Genomic DNA, 24,663 nt, shown 5'->3' with positions numbered 1-24,663 from the left:
CGCTGCGCCCAAACCCGCCCCGCGCCCGGCGGTCGAAACCCTGAGCCGAACGGTCACCGCGGTCCCGGCCCGTCATCACCCCACCACGGGCCGTCAGCCCTCGCCGGGGATGCGACCATGAGCAGGTGAAGATCCTGTCCATCCAGTCGTCGGTCGCCTACGGCCACGTCGGCAACTCCGCCGCCGTGTTCCCGCTGCAACGCCTCCGACACGAGGTCTGGCCGGTCCTGACCGTGCACTTCTCCAACCACACCGGCTACGGCGCCTGGCGCGGCCCCCTGCTCGCCCCCACCGACGTCGCCGACGTCATCGCCGGCATCGCCGACCGCGGGGTGCTCGGCACCGCCGACGCCGTGCTCTCCGGCTACCAGGGCGACCCCGCCGTCGGCGCGGTCATCCTCGACGCCGTCGCCCAGGTCAAAGCCGCGAACCCGGCCGCCCTCTACTGCTGCGACCCGGTCATGGGCGACGTCGGCCGCGGCATGTTCGTCCGCCCCGGCATCCCCGAGTACCTCCGCGACACCGTCGTCCCGCGCGCCGACATCGTCACCCCCAACCAGTTCGAGCTGGAGTTCCTCGCCGGCCGCACCACCGACACCCTCGACGACCTGCTCGCCGCCGTCGACACCGTCCGCGCCACCGGCCCCCGGCACGTCCTGGTCACCAGCGTCCTGCACGGCGACCTGCCCGCCGGGCACCTGGAAGTCGTCGCCGTGTCCGACGAGGGCGCCTGGGCCGTCACCACCCCGCTGCTGCCGATCGCCCCCAACGGCGGCGGCGACGTCACCGCCGCCCTCTACCTGGCGCACCTCGCCACCACCGGCTCACCGCAGACCGCGCTGGAACGCACCACAAACTCGATCTACGCGGTACTCGAGGCGACCCTCGACGCCGGCACCCGGGAACTGCAACTCGTCGCCGCCCAGGACGCCATCGCCGAGCCGCCCACCCGGTTCACCGCCCGCCGGCTGCGCTGACCGCCGCCCGGGTGCACCAGCCGCCCAGGTGCACCCGGGCGGCGACTCGCCGCTCGAACAGGTGGACGACACCACCGCCCAGCAGGCAGGATGCGGACGTGTCACCGCACCAGGGCACCGACGACCCCGCGTTCGCCCAACGACTGCGCGACCTGACCCGGCTGCGCCGCGTCCGCGACCGCATCGACCGCGAGTACGCCAGCCCCCTCGACGTCGAAGCCCTCGCCCGCGGCGAGCACATGTCCGCCGGCCACCTCAGCCGCCAGTTCCGCCAGACCTACGGCGAGTCCCCGTACTCGTACCTCATGACCCGCCGCATCGAACGCGCGATGGCCCTGCTGCGCCGTGGTGACCTCAGCGTCACCGATGTCTGCTTCGCCGTCGGCTGTCAGTCCCTGGGCACCTTCAGCACCCGGTTCACCGAACTCGTCGGCGAACCGCCCAGCGCCTACCGCGCCCGTCACGCCCCCGACACCGCCGAGCCGCCCCCGTGCCTGACCAAACAGGCGACCCGACCGATCAGGAATCGAGAAGCCCGCACCGGCCGGCCACCGTTAGCGTGACCACCATGACGATCACCATTCACTACACGTTCCTGCCGCACACCGACGCCGACGCCGCCATCGCCTTCTACCGCGACACCCTCGGCTTCGAACTGCGCAACGACGTCGGCCAGGGCGACACCATGCGCTGGCTCACCGTCGGCCCACCGAACCAGCCCGAGACCGGCATCGTCCTGCACCCGCCGGCCGTCGACCCCGGCATCAGCGACGACGAGCGCCGCACCATCCTCGAACTCATCGCCAAGGGCAGCTACGGCGCGCTCACCCTCGCCACCGACGACCTCGACGGCCTGTTCGACCGGCTGGCGGCCAGCGGCGCCGACGTGGTCCAGGAACCCACCGAACAGCCCTACGGCGTACGCGACTGCGCGTTCCGCGACCCCACCGGCAACCTCATCCGCATCAACGAGCGGCGCTGACGGCGCCCGCGGCGGACGCTGGCTCGACCGGAACACCCGACCCGGACGGAGAGACCATGAGCGAGGCCACCACCGGCCTGCACCGCGCCGACAGCCACGACGTCATCCGCGTCCTCGGCGCCCGCGAGAACAACCTGCGCGACGTCCACGTCGAACTGCCCAAACGCCGCCTCACGGTGTTCACCGGCGTGTCCGGCTCCGGCAAGAGCTCACTGGTCTTCGGCACCATCGCCGCCGAGTCCCAGCGCCTGATCAACGAGACCTACAGCGCCTTCGTCCAGGGTTTCATGCCCACCCTGTCCCGGCCCGAGGTCGACGTCCTGGAGGGCCTCACCACCGCCATCATCGTCGACCAGGAACGCATGGGCGCGGACCCACGCTCCACCGTCGGCACCGCCACCGACGTCAACGCGATGCTGCGCATCCTGTTCAGCCGCCTCGGCGACCCCCACATCGGCCCGCCCAACGCCTACTCGTTCAACGTCCCTTCCGTACGCGCCGCCGGCGCGATCACCGTCGAGCGGGGCCCCGGCAAGACCCAGACCAGGAAGGGCACCTTCAACCGCCTCGGCGGCATGTGCCCCCGCTGCGAGGGCCGCGGCGCGGTCACCGACTTCGACCTGACCGTCCTCTACGACGAGAAGCTGTCCCTCAACGAGGGCGCCATCACCATCCCCGGCTACAGCATGGACGGCTGGTACGGCCGCATCTTCCGCTCCAGCGGCCTGTTCGACCCGGACAAGCCGATCCGCGACTACACCAAGCGGGAACTGAGCGACCTGCTCCACAAGGAACCCACCAAGATCAAGGTCGACGGCATCAACGTCACCTACACCGGCCTCATCCCCGCCATCAGCAAGTCGATGCTCGCCAAGGACGTCGACGCCATGCAGCCGCACATCCGCGCCTTCGTCGAACGCGCCATCACGTTCACCACCTGCCCCGACTGCGACGGCACCCGCCTGGCCCCCGAAGCCCGCTCCTCGAAGATCAACGGCGTCAGCATCGCCGACGTCTGCGCCATGCAGATCAGCGACCTCGCCACCTGGGTACGCGACCTGCGCGAACCCTCCGTCGCCCCGCTGCTCAAGGCGCTGGGGGACACCCTCGACTCGTTCGTCGAGATCGGCCTGGGCTACCTCAGCCTCGACCGGCCCGCCGGCACCCTCTCCGGCGGCGAGGCCCAGCGCACCAAGATGATCCGCCACCTCGGCTCGTCCCTCACCGACGTCACCTACGTCTTCGACGAACCCACCATCGGGCTGCACCCGCACGACATCGCCCGCATGAACAACCTCCTGCTGCAACTGCGCGACAAGGGCAACACCGTCCTCGTCGTCGAACACAAACCCGAAACCATCGCCATCGCCGACCACGTCGTCGACCTCGGCCCCGGCGCCGGCACCGCCGGCGGCACCATCTGCTACGAGGGCACCGTCGCCGGCCTGCGCGCCAGCGGCACCACCACCGGCCGCCACCTCGACGACCGCGCAACCCTCAAGGACAAGCCGCGTACGCCCACCGGCGCGCTGCCGATCCGCGGCGCCCGCACCCACAACCTGCGCGACGTCGACGTGGACATCCCCCTCGGTGTCCTGGTCGTGGTCACCGGCGTCGCCGGCTCCGGCAAGAGCAGCCTCATCCACGGCTCACTGGCCAGACGCGACGACGTCGTCAGCGTCGACCAGACCGCCATCCGTGGCTCCCGCCGCAGCAACCCGGCCACCTACACCGGTCTGCTCGACCCGATCCGCAAGGCGTTCGCCAAGGCCAACGGCGTCAAACCCGCCCTGTTCAGCGCCAACTCCGAAGGCGCCTGCCCGACCTGCAACGGCGCCGGCGTCATCTACACCGACCTCGGCATGATGGCCGGCGTCGCCAGCACCTGCGAGGACTGCGAAGGCAAACGGTTCCAGCCCGCCGTGCTCGACTACCACCTCGGCGGCCGCGACATCAGCCAGGTCCTCGCCATGTCCGTCGACGAGGCCGAGACGTTCTTCAGCGACGGTGAGGCCCGCACCCCGGCCGCCCACACCATCCTCGACCGGCTCGCCGACGTCGGCCTCGGCTACCTCACGCTCGGCCAGCCGCTGACCACGCTGTCCGGCGGGGAACGCCAGCGCCTCAAGCTCGCCACCCGGATGGGGGACAAGGGCGGCGTGTACGTCCTGGACGAACCCACCACCGGCCTGCACCTGGCCGACGTCGCCCAGCTGCTCGGCCTGCTCGACCGGCTCGTCGACGCCGGCAAGTCCGTCATCGTGATCGAACACCACCAGGCGGTCATGGCGCACGCCGACTGGATCATCGACCTCGGCCCGGGCGCCGGTCACGACGGCGGCCGGATCGTGTTCGAGGGCACCCCGGCGGATCTGGTGGCCGCCCGGTCCACGCTCACCGGCGAACACCTCGCCGACTACGTCGGCGCCTGACCGGCGCGCCCGCTGAGACCCCCGGCCGCGCCGCGGACCTCAGCGGGACAGGCCGGCCATCCGGGCCGGCGGCGCCGTGCCGGGCTCCACCAGGCCGCACTGGTACGCGGCCACCACCGCGTGCGTCCGATCCCGCAGCCCCAGCTTCGTCAGCACCCGGCTGACGTGCGTCTTGACAGTCGCGTCGCCCAGCACCAGATGCTCGGCGATCTCCCGGTTCGACATCCCGTACGCCATCAGCACCAGCACCTCCCGTTCCCGCGGGGTGAGCCGGCGCATCTGCACCGGGGTGGGCAGTCCCGGGTCGGGCCGGGCGGCCAGGTCGTCGAGCAGCCGCCGGGCCACCGCCGGATCCAGCCACGCCTCGCCGTCGGCCACCGCCCGGATCGCCGACACCAGCTCGGCGGGCGCGGCGTCCTTGAGCACGAAACCGGACGCGCCCGCCCGCAACGCGGCGTGCACCGCCTCGTCCACGTGGTACGTGGTCAGCATGATGATCCGTACCGGCTGCTGCGGGTCGTCGATGAGCTGCTCGTCGGCCATCAGCCTGGTCGCGGCCAACCCGTCGGTGCCGGGCATCCGCACGTCCATCAGCACCACGTCCGGGCGCAGCCGCCGACTGACCTCCACGGCCTGCGCCCCGTCGTCGGCCTCGGCGACGACCTCGATGTCAGGTTCGTTGGTGAGCAGCATCGCGAGTCCCGCCCGCACGAGCGGCTGGTCGTCGGCGAGCAGCACCCGGATCATGAAGGCTCCCGTCGTCGGCGGCCGGGACAGTGGCCCCACCACATGATCATCGACGCCGGCGGCGGCGGCCACCCTGATGTCGCACAGCGGACACGCCGTTCACCCGACAGCCGGCGCCCCGCCGTCACCGGAGGCCGCCACGAGGTCGCCGTGCTGCGCGACCGGCAGCGTCGCGCTCACCCGGAACCCGCCCTCGGCACGCGGCCCGGCGACCAGACGACCGCCGACACGCTCCAGCCGCTCGGCGAGGCTGGCCAGCCCGTTACCGGTCGACAGCCCCGCCGCCGCGCCCGCCTCGCGGCCCGAGCCGTCGTCGTCGACCCGCAGCAACAGCACCCGCTCCTGCCACCCGAAATGAACAGTCGCGCAGGCCCGCCGGCCGACGTGCTTGAGCGTGTTCGTCAGGCTCTCCTGCACCGTCCGGTACGCCGCCAGCTCGATACTCGGATCCAGCGGCCGAGGGCTGCCGGACACCGACATCGTCACCGTCAGCCCCGCGCACCGCATCGACGTCAGCAGCACCTCGATGTCGTCCAGCCGCGGCTGCGGACCCGGCTCACCGTCGCCCACCGGCCCCGACTCAGCCCGCATGACCGCCAGCAGCCGCCGCAACTCCGCCATCGCCTGCTGCCCGGCCTGCTGAATGTGCAGCAGCGCCTCCCGGGTCCGCTCCGGATCGGACGCGCTGATCCGCGCCGCGCCGGCGGCCTGCAACACCATCACCGTCACCGAGTGGGACACCACGTCGTGCAGCTCCGCGGCGATCCGGCGACGCTCCAACGCCACCGCCTCCGCCCGCGCCACCCGCCGCTCCCGCTCCAACTGGGCCACCCGCCGCCGGTGCCGCCGCACCACCGACCCGGCCGCCCACGCAGCCGCGTAGATGAGCGCGAACATCAACGCGGTCACCACGAACTCCCCGGCCCGCGCGCCCGCACTCGGCTCCACCCGGAACGAGTCGAACGCGCTGAGCAGGCTCCGCGCGCACGCCGCCGCGTACGCCGCCGCCGACACCACCAGCGGCCGCAACGCCGCCACCGTGTACAACGCCACGATCAGGCCCACCCACGGCCGGTAGTCGTGCAGCAGGAACCACATCGCCACGCCGTGCACGCACTCGAACGCGAACACCGCCACCGGCGCGCGGGCCCGCCACCACAGGGCGCCGACCGACAACACCGCGGCGAGCACCTGCAGCCACTGCCGGGCCGGGCCGACCGGCTCGCTCTGGATCACCACGGACGACGCCGTGAACAGGTCGAGCAGGCCCAGCACCGGCAACAGCAGAAGATCGTGACGCCACCACCTCGCCGCCCGCGCCGGGGCGGACGGCGCCACCGCACCGGTCACCGACGTCATCGGCGGATCAGGAGTTTTCCGCGGGGCAGCCGATGCCGAACAACCGGCACGTCCAGGACAGCGGCGAGCCATCGTCGTCACCGCCGCCGTCACCGTCCGGCGACGGCGTGGCCGCGCCCACCCGGTGCGTGGTCACCGGCACCGCCGTCCGGCCCGGCGCACCCGCCCGGCCCGCCCCCACCAGCACGACCGGCGCCACGACGTCGGCCGCCGCGTCCGCGGCCACCCGCCACCGCCCGTCCGCGTCGTCGGCGAGCATCGCCAACACCCGCCGCACCGCCAAGGCATCAGTGCCGTGCCCACCGGGAACCGTCGCACCGGCCAGCGACACCATCACCAGGTCCGCCTCGTCACGGTGCAACACCGACACCTCGGCGACAGCGAGCGACCGCGCGTCCCCGCCCGCCACCCCCACCAGCCGCACCGCGTCGCCGGAACGCGCCCGGCCCGCACCCACCGTCCGCAGCAGACACCGCCGTCCGTCCAACGGCACCCCACGCGCGACGGTCACCCACCCCGCCGGCCGCTGCGCCTGCAGGAACACCACCACCGGCGGCGACTGGACCTCGGTCCTCATCACAGACCTCCACAGAAGGAAATGCGGGCGAACAGCCCGCGTACGCGAGAAATTCTGGTCCACACCGGCCCGCCGGACGTCCCCGTACCGGGTGACATCCGGTGTCACCTTCCAGACGGACCCCCGACGTCCACCACCGGGCCGGGACGGACCCCGAACCTCGCCCCACGGCCGGACGCCAGGACCGGCCGGCTACCACCACGATGGAACCAGTCCGGACGACGACGGCAACACCGAACCCGTCCCGGACACCCAACCCATCGTCACGGCCGCGAGGTTTGCCATGCCCACGCCCGGAGCGTTCCTGATCGCCGACCCGGTCCACGTCGACTCACCGGCGTACGTCGCCGACACGGCGAGCCGGTTCCCGCTGGCCGACCAGACCCCGCCCGACGGCTGGCGCGTCGCCGAACACGGCGGCTGGATCATGTGGCACCCGCCGCAGGCGCAGCTGCCCCAGCAGGGCTGGAAAGTCCACGTGTCGGTGAACCTCGACGACGCCGCCGACGTCCTCGACCTGGTACGCGACCACTGCGTGACCCACCGGGTCGCGTTCAAGTTCCAACGCAGCCGCCGCCTCGCCCTGGTCAACAACGAGAAGTACGCCCACCGCGCCGGCAGCGGCAAACTCGCCGCCCTCTACCCGGCCGACGACACCGCCCTGCGCCGCGTCCTCGACGACCTCGGCGCCCGGCTCGCCGGATACCGCGGCCCCTACGTCCTCAGCGACCTGCGCTGGCACGACGGACCCCTCTACCTGCGCTACGGGGGATTCGCCGAACTCTGGTGCGTCGACGGCGACCAGCCCGTCCCCGCCGTCGCACGCCCCGACGGAACCCTCGTCCCCGACCGCCGCGAACCCGTCTTCACCGTGCCCGACTGGGCCCCCGTGCCCGACTTCGTCGCCGAACACATCGCCGCCGTCGCCGCTGTCGACGCGCACACCGACGACGAACCGCCCTACCGCATCGAGGAAGCCCTGCACCACTCCAACGCCGGCGGCGTCTACCGCGCCACCGACCTACGCGACGGCCGCACCGTCGTCCTGCGCGAAGCCCGCCCGCACGCCGGACTCGACGGCGCCGGAACCGACGCGCTCACCCGCCTGCGCCGCGAAGAGACCATGCTGCGGCGCCTCGCCGGCCTCGACTGCGTACCCCAGCTGCTCGACCGCCTCACCTGGTGGGAACACCAGTTCCTGGTCGAAGAGCACGTCGACGGCGACACCCTCCAACACCACCTCGCCATGCGGCACCCACTCATCCACCCCGACCCCACCGAGCAGGACCTCACCGACTACACCACCTGGGCACTCGACGTCATCGACCAGGTCCAGGCAGCCCTGGCCCGGATACACGCCAGGGGAGTGGTCTTCGGCGACCTGCACACCGCCAACATCATGATCCGCCCCGACGGCCGGATCGTGCTCGTCGACTTCGAACAGGCGTACCTGACCGACGAGGACTTCACCCCCTCACTGGGCGACCCCGGCTTCGCCACCCCCCGCATCCGCCGAGGCACCGCCGTCGACACCTACGCCCTCGCCTGCCTGCGCCTCGCCGTCTTCGTACCACTGACACCACTCGCCGCCCTGAGCGACGACAAGTTCGACGACCTCCTCACGATCGCCCGACGCTTCCCGCTACCACCCGGATACCTCGACCGCATCCGCGACGACCTGCACACCGCACTGCACCCACCCGCGCCCGGCCGCCGCCGCGTCACCCGCTACCCCTGGCCCGCCGACCAACGCCGGCTGATCGAATCCCTGGCCGCCGGCATCCGCGCCACCGCCACACCACACCGCACCGACCGGCTCTTCCCCGGCGACCCCGGCCAGTTCCCGCACGGCGGCGCCACCCTCGCGCACGGCGCCGCCGGCATCATCTGGGCACTCGTCAACACCGGCGTCGACTACCCCGAACGCGACGAACACCTCGACTGGCTCACCCGCGCCGCCCACCGCCTACCCGCCGCCCACCTCGGCCTCTACGACGGCATCGCCGGCATCGCCGCCCTCCTCGACCGCACCGGACGCCACGACGACGCCGACGAACTGCTCGACCGATGTCGCACCGGCCTGCACCACCGCTACGGCCCCGGCCTGCACAGCGGCCTCGCCGGCATCGGACTCGCCCTGCTGCGCCCCGGCCGACCCGCCCCCGACGACGCCCTGCACATCGGCGACCGACTCGCCCGCACCCTCACCGGCGACACCACGCAACCCGTACCCGAACCCACCCGCCCCGGCCTGCTCCACGGCTGGTCCGGCCCCGCTACCTTCCTCACCCGCCTGCACGAAACCACCGGCGACCCCGCCTGGCTCCGCGCCGCCCGCACCGCCCTGCGCCGCGACCTGCAACACACCGTCCGCGACGACAACGGCAACCTCCACGTACGCGACGGCGCACGACGACTGTTCTACCTCGACGAAGGCAGCGCCGGCATCGCCGTCGCCGCCCACACACTGCTCCGCCACGGCGAACGCCAGTGGCTGCGCGACATCGTCACCACCGTCCGCCGCACCATCGACGTCGAATTCGTCCTGCTGCCCGGCCTCTTCCACGGCCGCGCCGGACTCCTCGCCACCGCCGCCCTGCTCACCGACGACCCACCGCGCCGCGCCACCCCGCACAGCCCCGTCGGACTCGTCCGCGACGACGCGCCCCACCACGTCCCCGCGCACCTGACCCGCCTCGCCTGGCACGCCTACGCCCTCGACGGCCACCTCGCGTTCCCCGGCGACACCCTGCTGCGCATCTCCACCGACCTCGCCGCCGGCGGCGCCGGAATCCTGTCCGCCATGCACGCCGCGCTGCACCGCACCGCCGTGACGCTGCCCTTCCTCGACGCGCCCACCCACGTCGCACCCACCGGCCACCTCCTCGCCGCGAGCTGAACCCCGCCCGGCGCCCACAGACCCCGTCGGAACCACCGACGGTCAACCCACCACACCCGAGAAGGAGGTGAACCCCCATGACGAAGCTCCTCAACCTGCAGGCCATGGCCACGCAGAACGGCACCCGCCACGCGGTCCCGCCGCAGTCCAGCAGCATCAGCATCGCCTGCTGCAACGGCTGAGACGGCAGTGGCGAACGGGCCACCAGCCCCAGCCACACCTGATCCGCCTGGCGACCCGGGCGGGCGGCCACCGCCCGCCCGGGTCCGTCGTCAACCCGGCCCGGTGAAGCCGGCATCCCGCCCGCCATCACGCACACGGAGCCCCCATGCCGCCCACCGGCCTACGACACAACCGCGACTTCCTCCTCATCACCGTCGCCCGCACCGCGTCGAAACTCGGCACCCAGGTCACCGCCGTCGCCACGCCGCTGCTCGTCCTGCTGACCACCGGCTCCGCCACCGACGCCGGCCTCGTCGCCTTCGCCGAAGGCATCGCCCTGGTCCTCGTACTCCTGCCCGCCGGCCTGCTCGCCGACCGCCGCGACCGGCGCATCCTCATGCTCTGCTGCGACGCCGGCGCGCTGCTCGCCGTCACCGGCGTCACCGTGCTCGCCCTCGTCGGACACGCGCCAGTCCTGCTCATCGCCGTCCTCGCCGCCGCCACCGCCGGCCTCGGCGCCGCGCTGCAACCCGCCGCCGCGGCCGCCACCCGCGCCGTCGTCCCCGCCCGCGACCTGCGCACGGCCACCGTGTTCAACGAGACCCGCAACGGCGTCGTCCACCTCGCCGGCCCACCGCTCGGCGGCTTCCTGTTCGGCCTCGCCCCGGCACTGCCGTTCCTCGTCGACGCGATCTCCTACGCCGTCTCCCTGGCCGCCGTGGCCCTGCTGCGCGGCCCACTCGGCCGGTCGGCGACCACGCCGGGGGAGTCCCTGCCCCGGCAGGCCGTCGCCGGGGTCCGGTTCCTGTGGCGGCAACCGTCGCTGCGGTTCACGCTGCTCTGCGGCGCCGTCCTGAACTTCGCGTTCGCGGGCGTCCTCCTGGCGATCATCGTCGTGCCGGTCCGCAACGGCGCCTCCGGCCTGTCCGCCGGAACCGTCATGGCATGCGTCGGCCTCGGCGCCGTCGCCGGATCACTCGTCGCGTCCTGGCTGACCGCCCGGGTACCCACCCGCTGGCTGATCCTCGCCGTCGTCTGGGCCTGCGCCGTGCTCACCGCCGCGATGGCCACCACCGACAACGGACTGGTCCTGGGCGCGCTCGCCGGCGCCTGCGTCCTGGTCGTACCGGCCGCCAACATCAGCATGCTGACCCTCCAGACCCTGCTCACCCCCGGCGACCTGCAGGGGAGAGCGAACGCCGCGACCAGCTTCATCGCGCTGATCGTCGCGCCGTTCGGCCCGGCCCTGTCCGGCCTGCTGATCGACCGCGTACCGGCGCCGGTGGTGTTCGGCAGCTTCGCGGCCGTCATGCTGGCGCTCGCCGTCGGCGCGGCCGTCGCGCCCGCCGTACGCGCCATGCCCGACCTGCGGGCCGTCGAGGAAGCCCCGGAGCCCGGCGAGGCCGAGCGCCGCGACCCGCAGCCGGTCTGAGCTGATCTTCGTACCGGCAGGCAGGGGAGAGGTGCTGGTCTTTCCGGGGACGTTCGGATGATCACGAGAGCGCCTCGCCCGTGCCACCATGTAGGGCCCCTCCCAGGACAGGCCACAAGGGACGAGGTGCCGGCATGGAGCTGCGTAGGAGCCGAGAGAAGCTGTGGAGGGGCCTCACGGTCTTCGGAGTCGGCGCGCTCCCGCTGCTGTACCACACTTCCGCGTCGACCGGACGATGGATCCTTCTCGGCCTCTGGCTGGTGTCGGCCGGCCTGTTCGTCGCCTACCAGCTCAGGCCGTTCCGGTTCCGCATCGGAGCCGACGGACTGGACCTGCGGGTCGCCGGGCTCAACCGGCTCGTGGCATGGGCCGAGATCGACGCTGTCGTGCTCGACCAGCCGCTACCGTCCCGTGGCCGGAAGCAGAGAGCCGCAAAGGTGCTGCTGGTGCCGGCCACCGCCGCGACGATCGACCGTCCGCTCACCAGCCGGAGCCCGGTCGACGGGCGGCCGGCCCTGAAGCTGCTCGACCTCGATCAGGTGCGGCAGCCGGCGGACGACGTGGCGGACGCCCTGGCCCGGTTCGGGGCAGGGCGATTCGCAGACGTCCGGCAGCAGGCCCCGGAACTGTCCGACGACGCGGATACGCCGGACACGGAGGCCCTGACGTTGTTGGCCGACCTGACACCGCGAGTCCAGAAGGCGCTCGACTCGGGGCAGGTGTCGCAGCGGCAGGCGGTCAAGGCAGAGGTGGACGCGGCACTCGCGAGACTGCAGGCCGGAGGTCACCAGCCACGGCTGGCCGCGCTTCTGAAGGTCATGTCGGACACCCTCGGCGAAGACGTAAAGCCCTCCTGAGCCATGATTCGATAATGCACATTATGTCAAGTAAAGCTCTGGCGGGCCTCCCCGGACGTCCTCGCGAGGCGGCTGACCTTCCGGGACTTGGAGGTCCGGCCGGCTGCCCCGTCGCACCGCACACCTAGGCGCGGCCCGCCGACGCCGCACTCTCAACCCATCCACCGCTCCGGCGATCATGAGGTTGGCGGTGACAAATGGGACAGCATCCGCGGTCAACTTCATGATCGCCGGAGCAGAGAGGGCACCGGCCCCTTTCGCCGCCCTCTCTGCTCCGGCCGAGTGCCGACAGGTGTGGCTGCCGCCGCCAGTACGCGGATGTGGCTGCATCGGAGCGCCCGGGTTGCCGCCACCTCGGCGTAGTGGAGTTGATCATCGACTGAGCGGGCCGCGCTCCCCCTCGAAAGGACCCCCTGACGGGAACGCGAGAATCATGCATAATATCCCTTATGCATGACAAACCGGACGAAACGGTAGGCGCTCTGATTGAGGAGTTCCTGACCGCCCGGGCCACCCGCAAGCCCTCCCCCCACACCTTGGCCGCGTACCGGAGGGATCTGACCGCAGTGGCCGAGCTGATCGCCGCCGACGGCGACGCCACTCCCCTCCCCCTGGACCGGGTCGCGGTCAGCTCCCTCTCCCCCAGGGTCATGCGCGCGGCGTTCGCGCGGTTCGCCGCTCCCCGCGCCGCCGCGTCGGTCCATCGTGCCTGGTCGACGTGGAACAGCTTCTTCACGTTCCTGGTGGCCGAGGGCGTCGTACCGGGCAATCCGATGCCGGCGGTGGGGCGGCCCCGTACGCCGCTCCCCCGACCCAAGCCACTGCGGGGCGAGGACACCCCGGAGGAGCTGCTGGCGGCGGTGGCCCGGGCGGAGGGCCGGCAGCGTGACCCGTGGCCGGAGCGCGACCTGGCGGTGCTGGCGCTGGCGTTGTGCGCCGGGTTGCGCCTGTCGGAACTGCTGGCGCTGCGGGTGTCGTCGGTGGCGGGGCGCGACGGCGAGCGGCGGGTGGACGTGGCGGGCAAGGGCGGGCGGCCGCGTACGGTGCCGATCGAGGATGCCGTGGACCGGGTGCTCACGGGTTATCTGGACAGCCGGCGGCTCCGGTTCGGGGCGCGCAGTGTGCGGCCGGACGCTGCGTTCCTGGTGGACCGCCAGGGTGAGGCGTTGCGGCGGGGTGGGCTGCAGTACCTGGTGGAGTCGTGTTACCGGCGGGCGGGCATCGGTGACCGGGTGCCCCGGGGCGCGCGCTTGCACGCGCTGCGGCACACGTTCGCGACGCGGTTGGCGGAGGACGGGGCGAGCGCGGCGGAGATCATGCGGTTGCTGGGGCATGCGTCGTTGGCGTCGTCGCAGACGTACATCGAGGTGACGGCGGGTCAGCAGCGGGCGGCGGTTGCGGCGAACCGCACCAATCGGGCGTTGTCGGGGTTGGCGCCGCGGCGGTGAGGGCCGCGCGGCGGTCTGCCGGGCTGGCAGGATCGGGCGGATGCGGGTGGGTGCGGCGCGGGCGGTGGCGGCCGGGTGGGTACGGGAGCGGATGCGCGTTGACCCGTCGGTCGAGGGGGCGTTGTTCAGCGGGTCGACTGTGGGGTTGCCGGACGATGCGCAGTTGCCGCCGTGGTCGGACGTGGATGTGTTGCTGGTGCGCCGGGAGCCCGGTGCGAAGGTGGGCAAGTTCGTGCATCGGGGGGTGCTGCTGGAGGTCAGCACGATCACGTGGGCGGAGTTGGGCGGCCCGGAGGATGTGCTGGGGTCGTGGGTGTTCGCGCCGATGTTGCGTACCGATGGGGTGATCGCGGATCCGTCGGGCCGGTTGGGCGCGGTGCGGGAGCGGGTGGCGGCGGGGTTCGCGGATCCGGTGTGGGTGCGGGCGCGGTGTGCGGGTGTGCGGCGGCGGATCGAGGCCGGGTTGCGGGCGGTCGACGCCGAGCGGCCAACCGCGGAGCAGGTGTTGGCGTGGGTGTTCCCGACGTCGTTGCTGGCGGTGTGGCCGGCGGTGGCGGGGCTGGTGGATCCGACAGTGCGGCGGCGGTACGTGCGGGCGGAGCGCGTGTTGTCGCGGTTCGGGTTCGCCGATCGGTATCCGGGGTTGCTGGACACGCTCGACGGCGGCGGGGCGGGTGTGGACGTGGCGCGGGTGCGGGCGCATCTGGCCGGGTTGGCGGTGGTGTTCGACGAGGTGGCGCGGTTGCCGCGGGAGGGGTTCGCGTTCGGGGCGGATCTGGGTGCGGCGGGGCGTCCGGTGGTGTTCGACGGTGCGGTTGAGCTGATCGGGGCGGGCCGGCATCGGGAGGCGATGTTCTGGATGCTGGTGACGTACGCGCGGTGTCATGTGGTGTTGGGCACGGTGGCACCGGAGCGGGAGCGGGCGTTGCGGCCGGCGTTCCAGGCGGTGCTGGCGGATCTGGGTGTGGCGTCGGCGGCGGATCGGCGGCGGCGGGCGGACGGTCTGCTGGCGGCGTTGCCGGGGTGGCAGGCGGTGGTGGATGCGGTGGCGGCGGAGGCTGTGGCAGGCTGAGGGGGAACGCGACTGGCGGCACGGGGATGGGTGAACCATCGGGGAGCTCGTCGTGGGGGTCGACCGCCTGGGCCCCTGCGGGCGAGGTGTCGTATGTCTTCTGCGCGGTTGTTGCCGGGTGCTCCGGTGGCGGAGCGGGTGTTGTCGGAGGTCGCCGCGTCGGTGGCCGAGTTGCGTGCGGCGGGGGTGACGCCGGCGCTGGCGACGGTGCTGGTGGGTGACGACGACGCGAGCGCGGGTTATATCCGGATCAAGCAACGCCAGGCGGCGGAGTTGGGTTTCGTGTCGCCGCACGTGCATCTGCCGGCGTCGGCGTCGCAGGCGGATCTGCATGCGGTGCTGGCGGATTTCAACGCGGACGCCACGGTCCACGGGGTGCTGGTGCAGTATCCGATCCCGGGTCATCTGGACTACGACCGGGCGTTGGCGGTGCTGGATCCGGACAAGGACGTGGACGGGATGCATCCGGTGAACATGGGCCGGCTGGCGTTGGGGTTGCCGGGTCCGTTGCCGTGTACGCCGGCGGGGATCGAGGCGTTGCTGGCGTTTCACGGTGTGCCGGTGGCGGGGCGGGAGGTGGTGATCCTGGGCCGGGGTGCGACGTTGGGTCGGCCGCTTGCGATGTTGCTGGCGCAGAAGCGGCCGACGGCGAACGCTGCGGTGACTGTGGTGCACACGGGGGTGGCGGACTGGCCGCGGTACACGCGGCGGGCGGAGATCCTGATCGCGGCGGCGGGGGTGCCGGGGATCGTGCGGCCGGAGCATGTGCGTCCGGGTGCGGTGGTGGTCGGTGGTGGGGTGCGGTACGAGGGGCGGCGGTTGTTGCCGGACGTGGACGAGTCGTGTGCCGAGGTGGCGGGTGCGATCACGCCGCGTGTGGGCGGGGTGGGTCCGACGACTGTGGCGATGTTGTTCCGTAATGCGGTGGAGGCGGCGCGGCGGCAGGCCGGGCTGGGTTGAGCGTCAGCCGAGGTCGACGACGAGGGGCCGGTGGTCGGAGATGGTGGCCAGCGGTGTGTGGACGGCGGTGACGGGTGGGAGCCGGTCGAGGGCGTGCCGGTCGGCGAGGATGTGGTCGAGTTGGACGCGGGGTTGCCCGGCCGGGTAGGTGGGGCGGCGGGCGAGGGGTCGCCAGCGGGTGAGCGCGGCGGCGGGTCCGGCGGGCAGGTTGAGGTCGCCGAGCAGGATCCGGGGTGCGGGCAGGGTGCGCAGGGCGCGGATGACGCGGCGTAGTTGCCAGATGTTCCAGCCGGGGACGAAGGACAGGTGGGTGGCGGCGACGGTGAGGGGGCCGTGGGGGGTGTCGAGGACGGCGGCGAGCACGACGCGGGGTTCGTCGCGGAGCAGGATGAGGCCGCCGCCGGGTCCGGGTGCGTAGATGGGTGAGCGGACGGGGGCGGCGCGTAGGCGGGTGACCTGCCAGGAGCGGACGGGGTGGCGGCTGATCAGGCCGATGCCGTAGAGGGGTTCGCCGTGGCCGTCGTCGTCGTGGGTGAGGGGGCGGAACTGTTCTCCGGGGGTGCCGACGACGGCGGCGGCGAAGCGGTGGTGGTCGGCGTGCAGGGCGCGGGCGGCCAGGGCGGTGAGGTCGAGTTTGCCGCTGCGGGTCTGGTCGCGGTCGACTTCCTGGAGGGCGAGGACGTCGGCGTCGAGGGCGGTGACGGCGGCGGTGAGCCGGTCGGGGTCGACGAGTCCGTCGGTGAGGGATCGGCCGTGCAGCAGGTTGAAGGTGGCCAGGCGCACCTGGACACCCTACGTCGTCGTGGCAGTCTTGCCGGGTGCTGAGACTGTTGTGCTGTTCGATGCTGGTGTTCGTGGCGGTGGGGTCGGTGGGGGTGTGGTTGCGGCGTCGTCGGGGCCGGTGAGGCTTGCCACAGGTGGCGTTGTCGCTGGTGGCGGGGTGGGCAGAATGCGGCGGTGGATGCCCTGTCGTTGACGACGTTGCTGACCGCTGCCCTTGTCGCGGGGTGGGTGGACGCGGTGGTGGGTGGCGGTGGTCTGTTGTTGTTGCCGGCGTTGCTGGTGGCGGCGCCGGGTGTGCCGGTGGCGACGGCGTTGGGCACGAACAAGCTGGCGGCGATTTTCGGTACGTCGACGGCGGCGGTGACGTATGCGCGGCGGACGAAGCTGGACTGGGGTGTGGCGGGTCCGGCGGCGGGGTTGGCGGTGCTGACGGCGGGGTTGGGTGCGGCGCTTGCGGGTGCGGTGCCGGGTGGCGCGTACCGGCCGGTGGTGCTTGTGGTGCTGGTGGCGGTGGCGGTGTTCGTGATGGCGCGGCCGTCGCTGGGTGTGGTGTCGTCGCCGCGGCGCACGCCGGGGCGGGTGGTGGTGGCGGTGGCGGTGGCCGGGTTGGGCATCGCCCTGTACGACGGGTTGATCGGGCCGGGTACGGGCACGTTTCTGGTGTTGGCGTTCACGGCGATTCTGGGTTCGGATTTCGTGCACGCGTCGGCGATGGCGAAGGTGGTGAACGCGGGTACGAATCTGGGTGCGCTTGTGGTGTTCGGGTTGACGGGGCACGTGTGGTGGGCGTTGGGTGCGGCGATGGCGGTGTGCAACGTGGTGGGGGCGGCGGTGGGCGCGCGGATGGCGTTGCGGCGGGGTGCGGGGTTCGTGCGGGTGGTGCTGCTGGTGGTGGTGCTGGCGTTGGTGGCCCGGTTGGGTTACGACCAGTGGTTGGCGGGCTGATCGCGGTGGCGGTGCGGGCGGAGCACGATCGGGCGGTGCTGGCGGGTCTGCTGGGCCGGGATCCGGTGTTGCACGCGTACCAGTTGGGTGATCTGGACGATTTCTTCTGGCCGTACACGTCGTGGTTCCGGCGTGGCGACCAGGTGGTGTTGCTGTATCACGGGGTGGAGTTGCCGACGTTGCTGGCGTTCGCGGCGCCGGATCGGGTGCCGGACCTGGCGGGGTTGCTGGCGGAGGCGGCGCCGGTGTTGCCGGCGCGGATGTGGGCGCACCTGTCCCCCGGGCTGGAGGCGGTGGTGGGCCGCTGGTTCGTGGTGTCTGAGGCGGCGGCGCATCACCGGATGGCGTTGACGGATCCGGGTCGGTTGGCGGCGGTGCCGGCGGTGGGTGAGCCGTTGGGGCCGGCGGACGCGGCGGAGCTTTCCGGGTTGTACGCGGTGGCGTATCCGGGGAACTGGTTCGATCCGCGGATGCTGGACACGGGCCAGTACGTGGGTGTGCGGGAGCGGGGCCGGTTGGTGGCGGTGGCGGGGGTGCACGTGTTCTCGCCGCGGTGGCGGGTGGCGGCGTTGGGGAACGTGACGACGCATCCGGACGTGCGGGGTCGGGGTCTGGGCGCGGGGGTGGTGGCGGCGTTGTGCGCGCGGCTGCTGACGTTGGTGGATCATGTGACGTTGAACGTGCGGGCGGACAACGCGGCGGCGGTGCGGTTGTACGAGCGGTTGGGGTTCTCCCGGGTGGCCGGGTTCACCGAGTGCGCGTTGACGTCAGCGGCCGCGGCTGGGTGAGTCGAACCGGCCGGCGCGGATCTCGCGCAGGGCCCGGCGGCGGGTGTCGCCGCGCAGGGTGTCGACGTAGAGGCGTCCGCGCAGGTGGTCGGTCTCGTGTTGCAGGGCGCGGGCGAGGAAGCCGCTGCCGGTGATGGTGAGGGGTTCGCCGTGCTGGTCGTAGCCGTGGGCGGTGGCGTGCAGGGCGCGGGGGGTCGGGAAGTACAGGCCGGGGATGGACAGGCAGCCCTCGTCGTCGTCCTGGAGTTCGTCGGACAGTTCCAACGTGGGGTTGATCATGTGGCCGCGCCGGCCGTCGGCGTCGTAGACGAACACCTGGGCGTTGACGCCGATCTGGGGCGCGGCGACGCCGGCGCGTCCGGGTGCGCCGAGCAGGGTGTCCATCAGGTCGGTGACGAGGGCGCGCAGTTCGGCGTCGAAGCTGGTGACGGGTTCGCTGGGGGTGCGCAGCACGGGGTCGCCGATGATCCGGATCGGGCGCATAGTCATGTCCGGAAGGCTATCCGTTGCTTACCGCGCGGTGGGGGGCACCCGCCGGGGCGGCGACGCTCGTAGGGTGTGCGGACACCGACGCTGGGAGGCCGCCGCATGTATCCGCCGATCGAGCCGTACGCCCAGGGGATGCTGGACGTCGGGGACGGGCAGCGCGTGTACTGGGAGACGTGCGGTAATCCGGACGGCCGGCCGGCGCTTGTGGTGCACGGCGGTCCGGGTTCGGGCGCGGGCGCGGGGTGGCGGCGGCTGTTCGACCCGGCCGCGTACCGGGTCGTGTTGTTCGACCAGCGTGGCTGTGGGCGCAGCACTCCCCTGGCGTCGGATCCGGCCACGGACCTGTCGGTGAACACCACCGGGCATCTGCTGGCCGACATGGAGGTGCTGCGCGCGCACCTGGGGATCGGCAGGTGGCTGCTGTGCGGCGCGTCGTGGGGGTCGTCGCTGGCGCTGGCGTACGCGCAGCGGCACCCGCAGCGGGTCACCGCGCTGGTGCTGTTCAGCGTGGTCGCCAACACCAGCCGGGAGATCGAGTGGTTGACCCGGGACATGGGCCGGGTGTTCCCGCAGGAGTGGGCGCGGTTCCGTGACGGGGTGCCGGAGGCCGACCGGGACGGTGACCTGTCGGCGGCGTACGCGCGGCTGCTCGACGACCCGGACCCGGCGGTGCGGGAGCGGGCGGCGCGGGACTGGTGCGACTGGGAGGACGTGCACGTGTCCCTCGCGGGCGGGTACGCGCCGGATCCGCGGTTCGCCGATCCGGTGTTCCGGTACGGGTTCGCCCGGCTGGTGACGCACTACTTCGCGAACCGGGGTTTCCAGCCGGACGGGCAGGTGCTGCGCGACGCGGGCCGCCTGGCGGGGATTCCGGGGGTGCTGGTGCAGGGCCGGCTGGATGTCAGCGGCCCGCCGGACATCGCGTGGCTGCTGACCCGGGACTGGCCTGATGCGCGGCTGGAGATCGTGGAGTCCGGCGGGCACGGCGGCGGGCACGGCATCGGCGAGCGGGTGGTCGCCGCCCTGGACGCGTTCGCCGCCGGCCGGTAGCCGCCGCGCACGGCCGCTACCGGCCGGCGGAGCCGCCGGCCGCCGCGAGAAGGGCCGACGGCGCCGGCCTGTCAGCCGGCGAGCAGGGCGCGGATCGGGGCGGCTTTGGCGGCGGCCTCGGCGACCTCGGCGGCCGGGTCGCTGTCCCAGGTGATGCCGCCGCCGGCCCACAGGTGCAGCAGGTCGCCGTCGGCGGCGGCGGTGCGGATGGTCAGGCCCAGGTCGAGGCGGTCGGGTCCGACCCAGCCGAGTGCGCCCATGCTTGCGCCGCGTCCGACCGGCTCCAGCGCGGCGATCTGCGCCAGCGCGGCGCGTTTGGGCGCGCCGGTGACCGAGCCGCCGGGGCAGACCGCGCGCAGCAGGTCGGCCAGGCCGAGGCCGTCGGCGGGCGCCGCGGACACCGTCGACTCCGCCTGCCACAGGTCACACCAGCGGCGTACGGCGAACAGCTCGTCGACGCGCACCGAGCCGGTGCGGGCGACGCGGGCCAGGTCGTTGCGTTCCAGGTCGACGATCATGACGTGTTCGGCGCGTTCCTTGGCGGAGGCGAGCAGCTCGCGGCGGCCGGCGGGGGTGGCCGGGCGGGTGCCCTTGATGGGGCGGGTGACCAGGCGGCCGTGTTCGACGGCGATGAGGGTTTCCGGGGAGGCGCAGCCGAGCGCCCAGCCGGGGCCGTGCAGGGTGCCGCCGTAGCGGGCGCCGGGTAGCGCGGCGAGGCGGGCCAGCGCCGGCCGGGGGTCGCCGGTGTACGGGGCGGCGGCGTGGCCGACGAGGTTGGTCTGGTAGACGTCGCCGCGGGCGATCGCGGCGCGGACCGCGTCGACGGCGGCGGCGTGCGCGGCCGGGGTCCAGCTGTCGCGCCACGGTCCGAGCCGCCACCCGCCGGCGTGGGCCGGTGGCGGGGTCGGCGGGGGCCGATCGGTGTGGTGGTAGACGACCACGACCAGGTCGGGCAGCGTCGGCGCGGGGCTCGGCGCGCCGGGCGACACGCCGAGGGTGTACGCGCCGGCGGCGGCGGACAGGTAGAGCGCCGCGCCGCAGACCGCGTCGTCGGGGTCGTGGCGGCCGGGGCGGGTCAGGTCGTCGCGGGTGACGCCGTGCGCGGCGAGGAAGCGTTGTGCCAGGTCAGCGGGGTCGCCGCCGTCGGTGGCGGACCAGTGCAGGCGGGCCGTCTCGACCAGTCGGCGACGGCATCCGGGCGGGGCGCCGGGGGTATCGACCTCCACCTGTGGGAGCGCTTCCACAACGTCTGGCCCGTTACGGGTCATCCGTTCAGCCCATTCTCGGTGAACAAGACGCATCCTTGCTCGTTGCCGCTCAGTTTTCCTTGGTACTGTGCGTCACTGGTCATGTGAACCATGACACAGTGCCCCCACAGTCCGGAGAACCCGATGTGTCAGCACCAGCCCACCTGCCCCTCCGCCGACGCGACCGACCGCGAGGCCGCCCGCGTCCTCGCCTGCTTCCCTGAGCAGGGCTGGAGCCTGCTCTGCAACGGTGTCATCGTCTTCGAGGACACCGGTGAGCTGCTCCCCGACGGACGCACCATCGCCCCGCACCGGGGTCCGGCCCGTCACGCTCTCGTGGCCTGAGCCATCACGCAGCGTCAGTGAGCGTACGCGCCGGTCATGACCGGCCGGCGCGCCGGCCGGGGCGGCGAGAGCCCACCGCCCCGGCGTTCGCCGCTCAGTCCTCGAACGCCTCCGGCGCGGGACACGAGCAGACCAGGTTCCGGTCGCCGTACGCGCCGTCGACGCGCCGCACCGGAGGCCAGTAGCGGCCCGCCCGGTCCACACCCGCCGGGTAGGCGCCCACCGACCGCGGGTACGGGTGCGGCCATTCGTCGGCCGACACCATCGCCGCGGTGTGCGGCGCGTTGGACAGCGGGTTGTCCCCCGCCGGCCACTCCCCCGAGCCGACCTTGTCGATCTCCGCCCGGATCGCGATCATCGCGTCGCAGAACCGGTCCAGCTCGGCCAGGTCCTCACTCTCGGTCGGCTCCACCATCAGCGTCCCGGCCACCGGGAACGACATCGTCGGCGCGTGGAAGCCGTAGTCGATCAGCCGCTTCGCCACGTCGTCGACGCTCACCCCGGTGGCCTTGGTCAGCGGCCGCAGGTCCAGGATGCACTCGTGCGCGACCAGGCCCTTGTTGCCGGCGTACAGCACCGGGAAGTGGTTACGCAGCCGCGCCGCCACGTAGTTCGCGGCCAGGACGGCCACGCCGGTGGCGCGGGCCAGCCCGTCGGCGCCCATCATCCGCAGGTACGCCCACGGGATCGGCAGGATCCCCGCCGACCCGTGGTTGGCCGCCGAGATCGCCGGCCGCCCGTCGGCGCGGGCACCGAGGGGGTCGCCGGGCAGGAACGGCGCCAGGTGCGAACGCACCGCCACCGGCCCGACGCCGGGGCCGCCGCCGCCGTGCGGAATGCAGAACGTCTTGTGCAGGTTCAGGTGCGACACGTCCGCGCCGAACCGGCCCGGCTTGGCGAACCCGACCAGCGCGTTGAGGTTCGCGCCGTCGACGTACACCTGACCGCCGGCGTCGTGGACCTTCGCGCACAACTGGGCGATGCCGGTCTCGTACACGCCGTGCGTCGACGGGTACGTCACCATGATCGCGGCGAGCGCGTCCCGGTGCTTGTCGATCTTCGCGTCGAGGTCGACCAGGTCGACGTTGCCGTCGGCGTCGCAGCCGACCACCACGACCCGCATGCCGGCCATCACGGCGGACGCGGCGTTGGTGCCGTGCGCCGACGACGGGATCAGGCACACGTCGCGGTGGGCCTCGCCGCGCTCGCGGTGGTAGCCGCGGATCGCCAGCAGCCCGGCCAGCTCACCCTGCGACCCGGCGTTGGGCTGCACGCTGACCGCGTCGTAGCCGGTGACCTCGGCCAGCCAGCCCTCCAGCTGCGCGATCAGCTCCCGGTACCCGGCGGTCTGCGCGTTCGGCGCGAACGGGTGCAGGTGCGCGAACTCCGGCCAGGTGATCGGTTCCATCTCGGTGGTGGCGTTGAGCTTCATCGTGCACGACCCCAGCGGGATCATGCCGCGGTCCAGCGCGTAGTCGAAGTCGGCCAGGCGGCGCAGGTAGCGCAGCATCGCCGTCTCCGAGTGGTGGCTGTGGAACACCGGGTGGGTGAGGAACTCCGACGTGCGGGCCAGCCCGCCGGGCAGGGCCGCGTCCACCTCGCCGTCGAACCCGTCGACGCCGAACGCCGCCCACACCGCCTCCAGGTGCGCGGGCGTGGTGGTCTCGTCGCAGGAGATGCCGACCCGGTCGGCGTCGACCAGCCGCAGGTTCACGTTGCGCGCCGCGGCGGCGGCCACCACGTCGGCGGCCCGGCCCGGCACGGTCGCGGTGACGGTGTCGAAGAACGCGACGTCCGCGACCTGAACGCCGCCGGCGCGCAGCCCGGCCGCGAGCCGCGCCGCCGCCTCGTGGGTACGCCGGGCGATGGCGCGCAGCCCGTCCGGGCCGTGGTAGACGGCGTACATGCCGGCCATCACGGCGAGGAGCACCTGCGCGGTGCAGATGTTGCTGGTCGCCTTCTCCCGCCGGATGTGCTGCTCGCGGGTCTGCAACGCCAGCCGGTACGCCGGGTTGCCGTCGGCGTCGCGGGACACCCCGACCAAGCGGCCCGGCAGCATCCGCTCCAGGCCGGAGCGCACCGCCAGGTAACCGGCGTGCGGACCGCCGAAGCCCATCGGCACACCGAACCGCTGGGTGGTGCCGGCGGCGATGTCGGCGCCGATCTCGCCCGGCGGGCGCAGCAGCGTCAACGCCAGCAGATCCGCGGCGACCGTCACCAGCGCGCCCACGCCGTGCGCCGCGTCGACCAGCGCCCGGTCGTCGCGGACCGCGCCGGACGCGCCCGGGTACTGCAGGTGCAGGCCGAAGAACTCCGCCGGCAGCTCGTCGCGCTCCACGTCGATCACCCGCACGTCGATGCCGAGGGGCTCGGCGCGGCTGGTGATCACCGCGACGGTCTGCGGCAGCGCGTCGGCGTCGACCACGTACACCGGGCTCTTGCTCTTGGACGCGCGGCGCGCGAGGGTCATCGCCTCGGCCGCGGCGGTGCCCTCGTCGAGCATCGAGGCGTTCGCGGTGGCCAGACCGGTCAGGTCGGTGACCATGGTCTGGAAGTTCAGCAGCGCCTCCAGCCGGCCCTGGCTGATCTCCGGCTGGTACGGCGTGTACGCGGTGTACCAGGCGGGGTTCTCCAGCACGTTGCGGCGGATCACCGCCGGGGTGTGCGTGCCGTGGTAACCCAGACCGATCATGGACACGGCGACGGTGTTGCGGGACGCGAGGGCGCGCAGCTCGGCGATCGCCTCCCGCTCACTGGCCGGGGCGGGCAGGTCCAGGGTGCCGTGCCAGCGGATCACCTCGGGGATCGCGGCGTCCATCAGCTCGTCGACGGAGCCGTAACCGACGGCCTCCAGCATCCGGCGCTCGTCGGCCGGGCCGGGGCCGATGTGCCGGTCGGCGAACTGCTCTGCGGTCATGCGCTGCGCTCCTTGGGGGGCGAGGTCGACGGGTCGGCCTCCCCCTGAGTCGCGCTGACGCGCTCCACAGCGCCTGCCCACGTGGTCCTTTTGCCTGAGAGGTTCCGGGGAGAATCTGCCCCTTCGGCGCCGCCGGGATCGGCGGTCTCTCCCACGTGGGTGGTACCGGCACCCCCAACGCTACCAGCGGGCGTG

At 72.9% G+C, this 24,663-nt stretch carries 21 protein-coding genes and 1 riboswitch; of the genes, 14 read left to right on the top strand and 7 right to left on the bottom strand.

What is annotated here, in order from left to right; translation table 11 throughout:
• Window positions 1-125 precede the first annotated feature (125 nt).
• The 4 genes from pdxY (at window position 126) to A8711_RS26225 (ending at window position 4,391) form a co-directional block, all read left to right on the top strand.
• The gene (gene pdxY / locus A8711_RS26240) at window positions 126-977 is read left to right on the top strand and encodes a pyridoxal kinase PdxY (RefSeq protein ID WP_043324020.1); all 852 of its coding nucleotides are present in this window, start codon (window positions 126-128) and stop codon (window positions 975-977) included.
• Between the two features lie 98 nt (window positions 978-1,075).
• Window positions 1,076-1,540, top strand: coding sequence for a helix-turn-helix transcriptional regulator (locus A8711_RS26235; protein WP_043324018.1), 465 nt, complete (start codon window positions 1,076-1,078; stop codon window positions 1,538-1,540).
• Between the two features lie 5 nt (window positions 1,541-1,545).
• Window positions 1,546-1,959 carry a VOC family protein gene (locus A8711_RS26230; protein ID WP_043330132.1) on the top strand — a complete coding sequence of 138 codons (414 nt, stop codon included), beginning with the start codon at window positions 1,546-1,548 and terminating at the stop codon, window positions 1,957-1,959.
• Between the two features lie 56 nt (window positions 1,960-2,015).
• The gene (locus A8711_RS26225) at window positions 2,016-4,391 is read left to right on the top strand and encodes an excinuclease ABC subunit UvrA (RefSeq protein ID WP_069089647.1); all 2,376 of its coding nucleotides are present in this window, start codon (window positions 2,016-2,018) and stop codon (window positions 4,389-4,391) included.
• 39 nt (window positions 4,392-4,430) lie between these two features.
• Here A8711_RS26225 and A8711_RS26220 read toward each other — a convergent pair whose 3' ends face one another.
• From A8711_RS26220 to A8711_RS26210, 3 genes are all read right to left on the bottom strand, one after another.
• Window positions 4,431-5,138: a response regulator transcription factor gene (locus A8711_RS26220; protein ID WP_043324014.1), complete on the bottom strand. Its 708-nt coding sequence runs from the start codon at window positions 5,136-5,138 to the stop codon at window positions 4,431-4,433.
• A 99-nt stretch (window positions 5,139-5,237) separates the two neighbouring features.
• Window positions 5,238-6,497, bottom strand: coding sequence for a sensor histidine kinase (locus A8711_RS26215; protein WP_069089646.1), 1,260 nt, complete (start codon window positions 6,495-6,497; stop codon window positions 5,238-5,240).
• Window positions 6,498-6,504: 7 nt separating this feature from the next.
• Complete coding sequence (locus A8711_RS26210; RefSeq protein WP_069089645.1) at window positions 6,505-7,074, bottom strand: hypothetical protein; 570 nt, start codon at window positions 7,072-7,074, stop codon at window positions 6,505-6,507.
• 283 nt (window positions 7,075-7,357) lie between these two features.
• Between A8711_RS26210 and lanKC the strand changes: the two genes are divergently transcribed.
• The 6 genes from lanKC to A8711_RS26180 all read left to right on the top strand — a co-directional run bounded on the left by lanKC (window position 7,358) and on the right by A8711_RS26180 (window position 15,904).
• Window positions 7,358-9,973 (top strand): class III lanthionine synthetase LanKC, encoded by a 2,616-nt coding sequence (lanKC, locus tag A8711_RS26205; RefSeq protein ID WP_069089644.1) that lies wholly within the window; start codon window positions 7,358-7,360, stop codon window positions 9,971-9,973.
• 328 nt (window positions 9,974-10,301) lie between these two features.
• On the top strand, window positions 10,302-11,567 hold the full coding sequence (locus A8711_RS26200) for an MFS transporter (RefSeq protein ID WP_069089643.1): 1,266 nt from the start codon (window positions 10,302-10,304) through the stop codon (window positions 11,565-11,567).
• Window positions 11,568-11,701: 134 nt separating this feature from the next.
• On the top strand, window positions 11,702-12,424 hold the full coding sequence (locus tag A8711_RS26195; RefSeq protein ID WP_069089642.1) for a hypothetical protein: 723 nt from the start codon (window positions 11,702-11,704) through the stop codon (window positions 12,422-12,424).
• A 449-nt stretch (window positions 12,425-12,873) separates the two neighbouring features.
• The gene (locus A8711_RS26190; RefSeq protein ID WP_069089641.1) at window positions 12,874-13,872 is read left to right on the top strand and encodes a tyrosine-type recombinase/integrase; all 999 of its coding nucleotides are present in this window, start codon (window positions 12,874-12,876) and stop codon (window positions 13,870-13,872) included.
• Between the two features lie 139 nt (window positions 13,873-14,011).
• A complete protein-coding gene (locus A8711_RS26185; RefSeq protein WP_255365699.1) occupies window positions 14,012-14,944 on the top strand; it encodes a hypothetical protein in 933 nt (310 codons plus the stop codon).
• A gap of 93 nt (window positions 14,945-15,037) precedes the next feature.
• Window positions 15,038-15,904 (top strand): bifunctional 5,10-methylenetetrahydrofolate dehydrogenase/5,10-methenyltetrahydrofolate cyclohydrolase, encoded by an 867-nt coding sequence (locus A8711_RS26180; protein ID WP_043324007.1) that lies wholly within the window; start codon window positions 15,038-15,040, stop codon window positions 15,902-15,904.
• Window positions 15,905-15,907: 3 nt separating this feature from the next.
• Here A8711_RS26180 and A8711_RS26175 read toward each other — a convergent pair whose 3' ends face one another.
• Complete coding sequence (locus A8711_RS26175; RefSeq protein WP_064445950.1) at window positions 15,908-16,687, bottom strand: endonuclease/exonuclease/phosphatase family protein; 780 nt, start codon at window positions 16,685-16,687, stop codon at window positions 15,908-15,910.
• 174 nt (window positions 16,688-16,861) lie between these two features.
• On the opposite strand from A8711_RS26175, the gene A8711_RS26170 reads away from it, so the two are divergent.
• Together A8711_RS26170 and A8711_RS26165 are read left to right on the top strand one after the other, a co-directional pair.
• Window positions 16,862-17,632 (top strand): TSUP family transporter, encoded by a 771-nt coding sequence (locus A8711_RS26170; RefSeq protein WP_176722890.1) that lies wholly within the window; start codon window positions 16,862-16,864, stop codon window positions 17,630-17,632.
• A complete protein-coding gene (locus A8711_RS26165; RefSeq protein ID WP_069089639.1) occupies window positions 17,617-18,420 on the top strand; it encodes a GNAT family N-acetyltransferase in 804 nt (267 codons plus the stop codon). Before A8711_RS26170 ends, A8711_RS26165 begins: the two co-directional genes overlap by 16 nt.
• Here A8711_RS26165 and def read toward each other — a convergent pair.
• Window positions 18,400-18,909 carry a peptide deformylase gene (def, locus tag A8711_RS26160; protein WP_064445948.1) on the bottom strand — a complete coding sequence of 170 codons (510 nt, stop codon included), beginning with the start codon at window positions 18,907-18,909 and terminating at the stop codon, window positions 18,400-18,402. The genes A8711_RS26165 and def overlap by 21 nt on opposite strands.
• Before the next feature lie 99 nt (window positions 18,910-19,008).
• Between def and pip the strand changes: the two genes are divergently transcribed.
• Window positions 19,009-19,959, top strand: coding sequence for a prolyl aminopeptidase (gene pip, locus A8711_RS26155; RefSeq protein WP_069089638.1), 951 nt, complete (start codon window positions 19,009-19,011; stop codon window positions 19,957-19,959).
• A 71-nt stretch (window positions 19,960-20,030) separates the two neighbouring features.
• On the opposite strand, the gene A8711_RS26150 is transcribed toward pip, so the two are convergent.
• A complete protein-coding gene (locus tag A8711_RS26150; RefSeq protein ID WP_069089637.1) occupies window positions 20,031-21,227 on the bottom strand; it encodes a chorismate-binding protein in 1,197 nt (398 codons plus the stop codon).
• Window positions 21,228-21,350: 123 nt separating this feature from the next.
• Here A8711_RS26150 and A8711_RS26145 point away from each other — a divergent pair, with 123 nt between their 5' ends.
• Window positions 21,351-21,551 carry a DUF5999 family protein gene (locus A8711_RS26145; protein ID WP_013286363.1) on the top strand — a complete coding sequence of 67 codons (201 nt, stop codon included), beginning with the start codon at window positions 21,351-21,353 and terminating at the stop codon, window positions 21,549-21,551.
• 94 nt (window positions 21,552-21,645) lie between these two features.
• Here the strand turns inward: A8711_RS26145 and gcvP are convergent, their stop codons facing one another.
• On the bottom strand, window positions 21,646-24,468 hold the full coding sequence (gene gcvP / locus A8711_RS26140; protein WP_069089636.1) for an aminomethyl-transferring glycine dehydrogenase: 2,823 nt from the start codon (window positions 24,466-24,468) through the stop codon (window positions 21,646-21,648).
• Window positions 24,469-24,540: 72 nt separating this feature from the next.
• A riboswitch (glycine riboswitch) is annotated at window positions 24,541-24,632 on the bottom strand.
• Window positions 24,633-24,663 lie beyond the last annotated feature (31 nt).

It is taken from the genome of Micromonospora sp. II (assembly GCF_001709195.1).
GTDB classification, from domain to species: domain Bacteria; phylum Actinomycetota; class Actinomycetes; order Mycobacteriales; family Micromonosporaceae; genus Micromonospora; species Micromonospora chalcea.
Note: the sequence above shows the minus strand (reverse complement) of the source record. Positions and strands in the feature narration are given on the sequence as shown.

Bases quoted from the DNA above. Each gene is read 5' to 3' on its own strand.
- A8711_RS26210 (WP_069089645.1), bottom strand. From the start codon at position 7,074: ATGAGGACCGAGGTCCAGTCGCCGCCGGTGGTGGTGTTCCTGCAGGCG.
- A8711_RS26215 (WP_069089646.1), bottom strand. From the start codon at position 6,497: ATGACGTCGGTGACCGGTGCGGTGGCGCCGTCCGCCCCGGCGCGGGCG.
- lanKC (WP_069089644.1), top strand. From the start codon at position 7,358: ATGCCCACGCCCGGAGCGTTCCTGATCGCCGACCCGGTCCACGTCGAC.
- A8711_RS26190 (WP_069089641.1), top strand. From the start codon at position 12,874: ATGCATGACAAACCGGACGAAACGGTAGGCGCTCTGATTGAGGAGTTC.
- A8711_RS26145 (WP_013286363.1), top strand. From the start codon at position 21,351: ATGTGTCAGCACCAGCCCACCTGCCCCTCCGCCGACGCGACCGACCGC.
- A8711_RS26230 (WP_043330132.1), top strand. From the start codon at position 1,546: ATGACGATCACCATTCACTACACGTTCCTGCCGCACACCGACGCCGAC.
- A8711_RS26225 (WP_069089647.1), top strand. From the start codon at position 2,016: ATGAGCGAGGCCACCACCGGCCTGCACCGCGCCGACAGCCACGACGTC.
- pip (WP_069089638.1), top strand. From the start codon at position 19,009: ATGTATCCGCCGATCGAGCCGTACGCCCAGGGGATGCTGGACGTCGGG.
- A8711_RS26150 (WP_069089637.1), bottom strand. From the start codon at position 21,227: ATGACCCGTAACGGGCCAGACGTTGTGGAAGCGCTCCCACAGGTGGAG.
- def (WP_064445948.1), bottom strand. From the start codon at position 18,909: ATGACTATGCGCCCGATCCGGATCATCGGCGACCCCGTGCTGCGCACC.
- A8711_RS26195 (WP_069089642.1), top strand. From the start codon at position 11,702: ATGGAGCTGCGTAGGAGCCGAGAGAAGCTGTGGAGGGGCCTCACGGTC.
- A8711_RS26220 (WP_043324014.1), bottom strand. From the start codon at position 5,138: ATGATCCGGGTGCTGCTCGCCGACGACCAGCCGCTCGTGCGGGCGGGA.
- A8711_RS26180 (WP_043324007.1), top strand. From the start codon at position 15,038: ATGTCTTCTGCGCGGTTGTTGCCGGGTGCTCCGGTGGCGGAGCGGGTG.
- A8711_RS26200 (WP_069089643.1), top strand. From the start codon at position 10,302: ATGCCGCCCACCGGCCTACGACACAACCGCGACTTCCTCCTCATCACC.
- gcvP (WP_069089636.1), bottom strand. From the start codon at position 24,468: ATGACCGCAGAGCAGTTCGCCGACCGGCACATCGGCCCCGGCCCGGCC.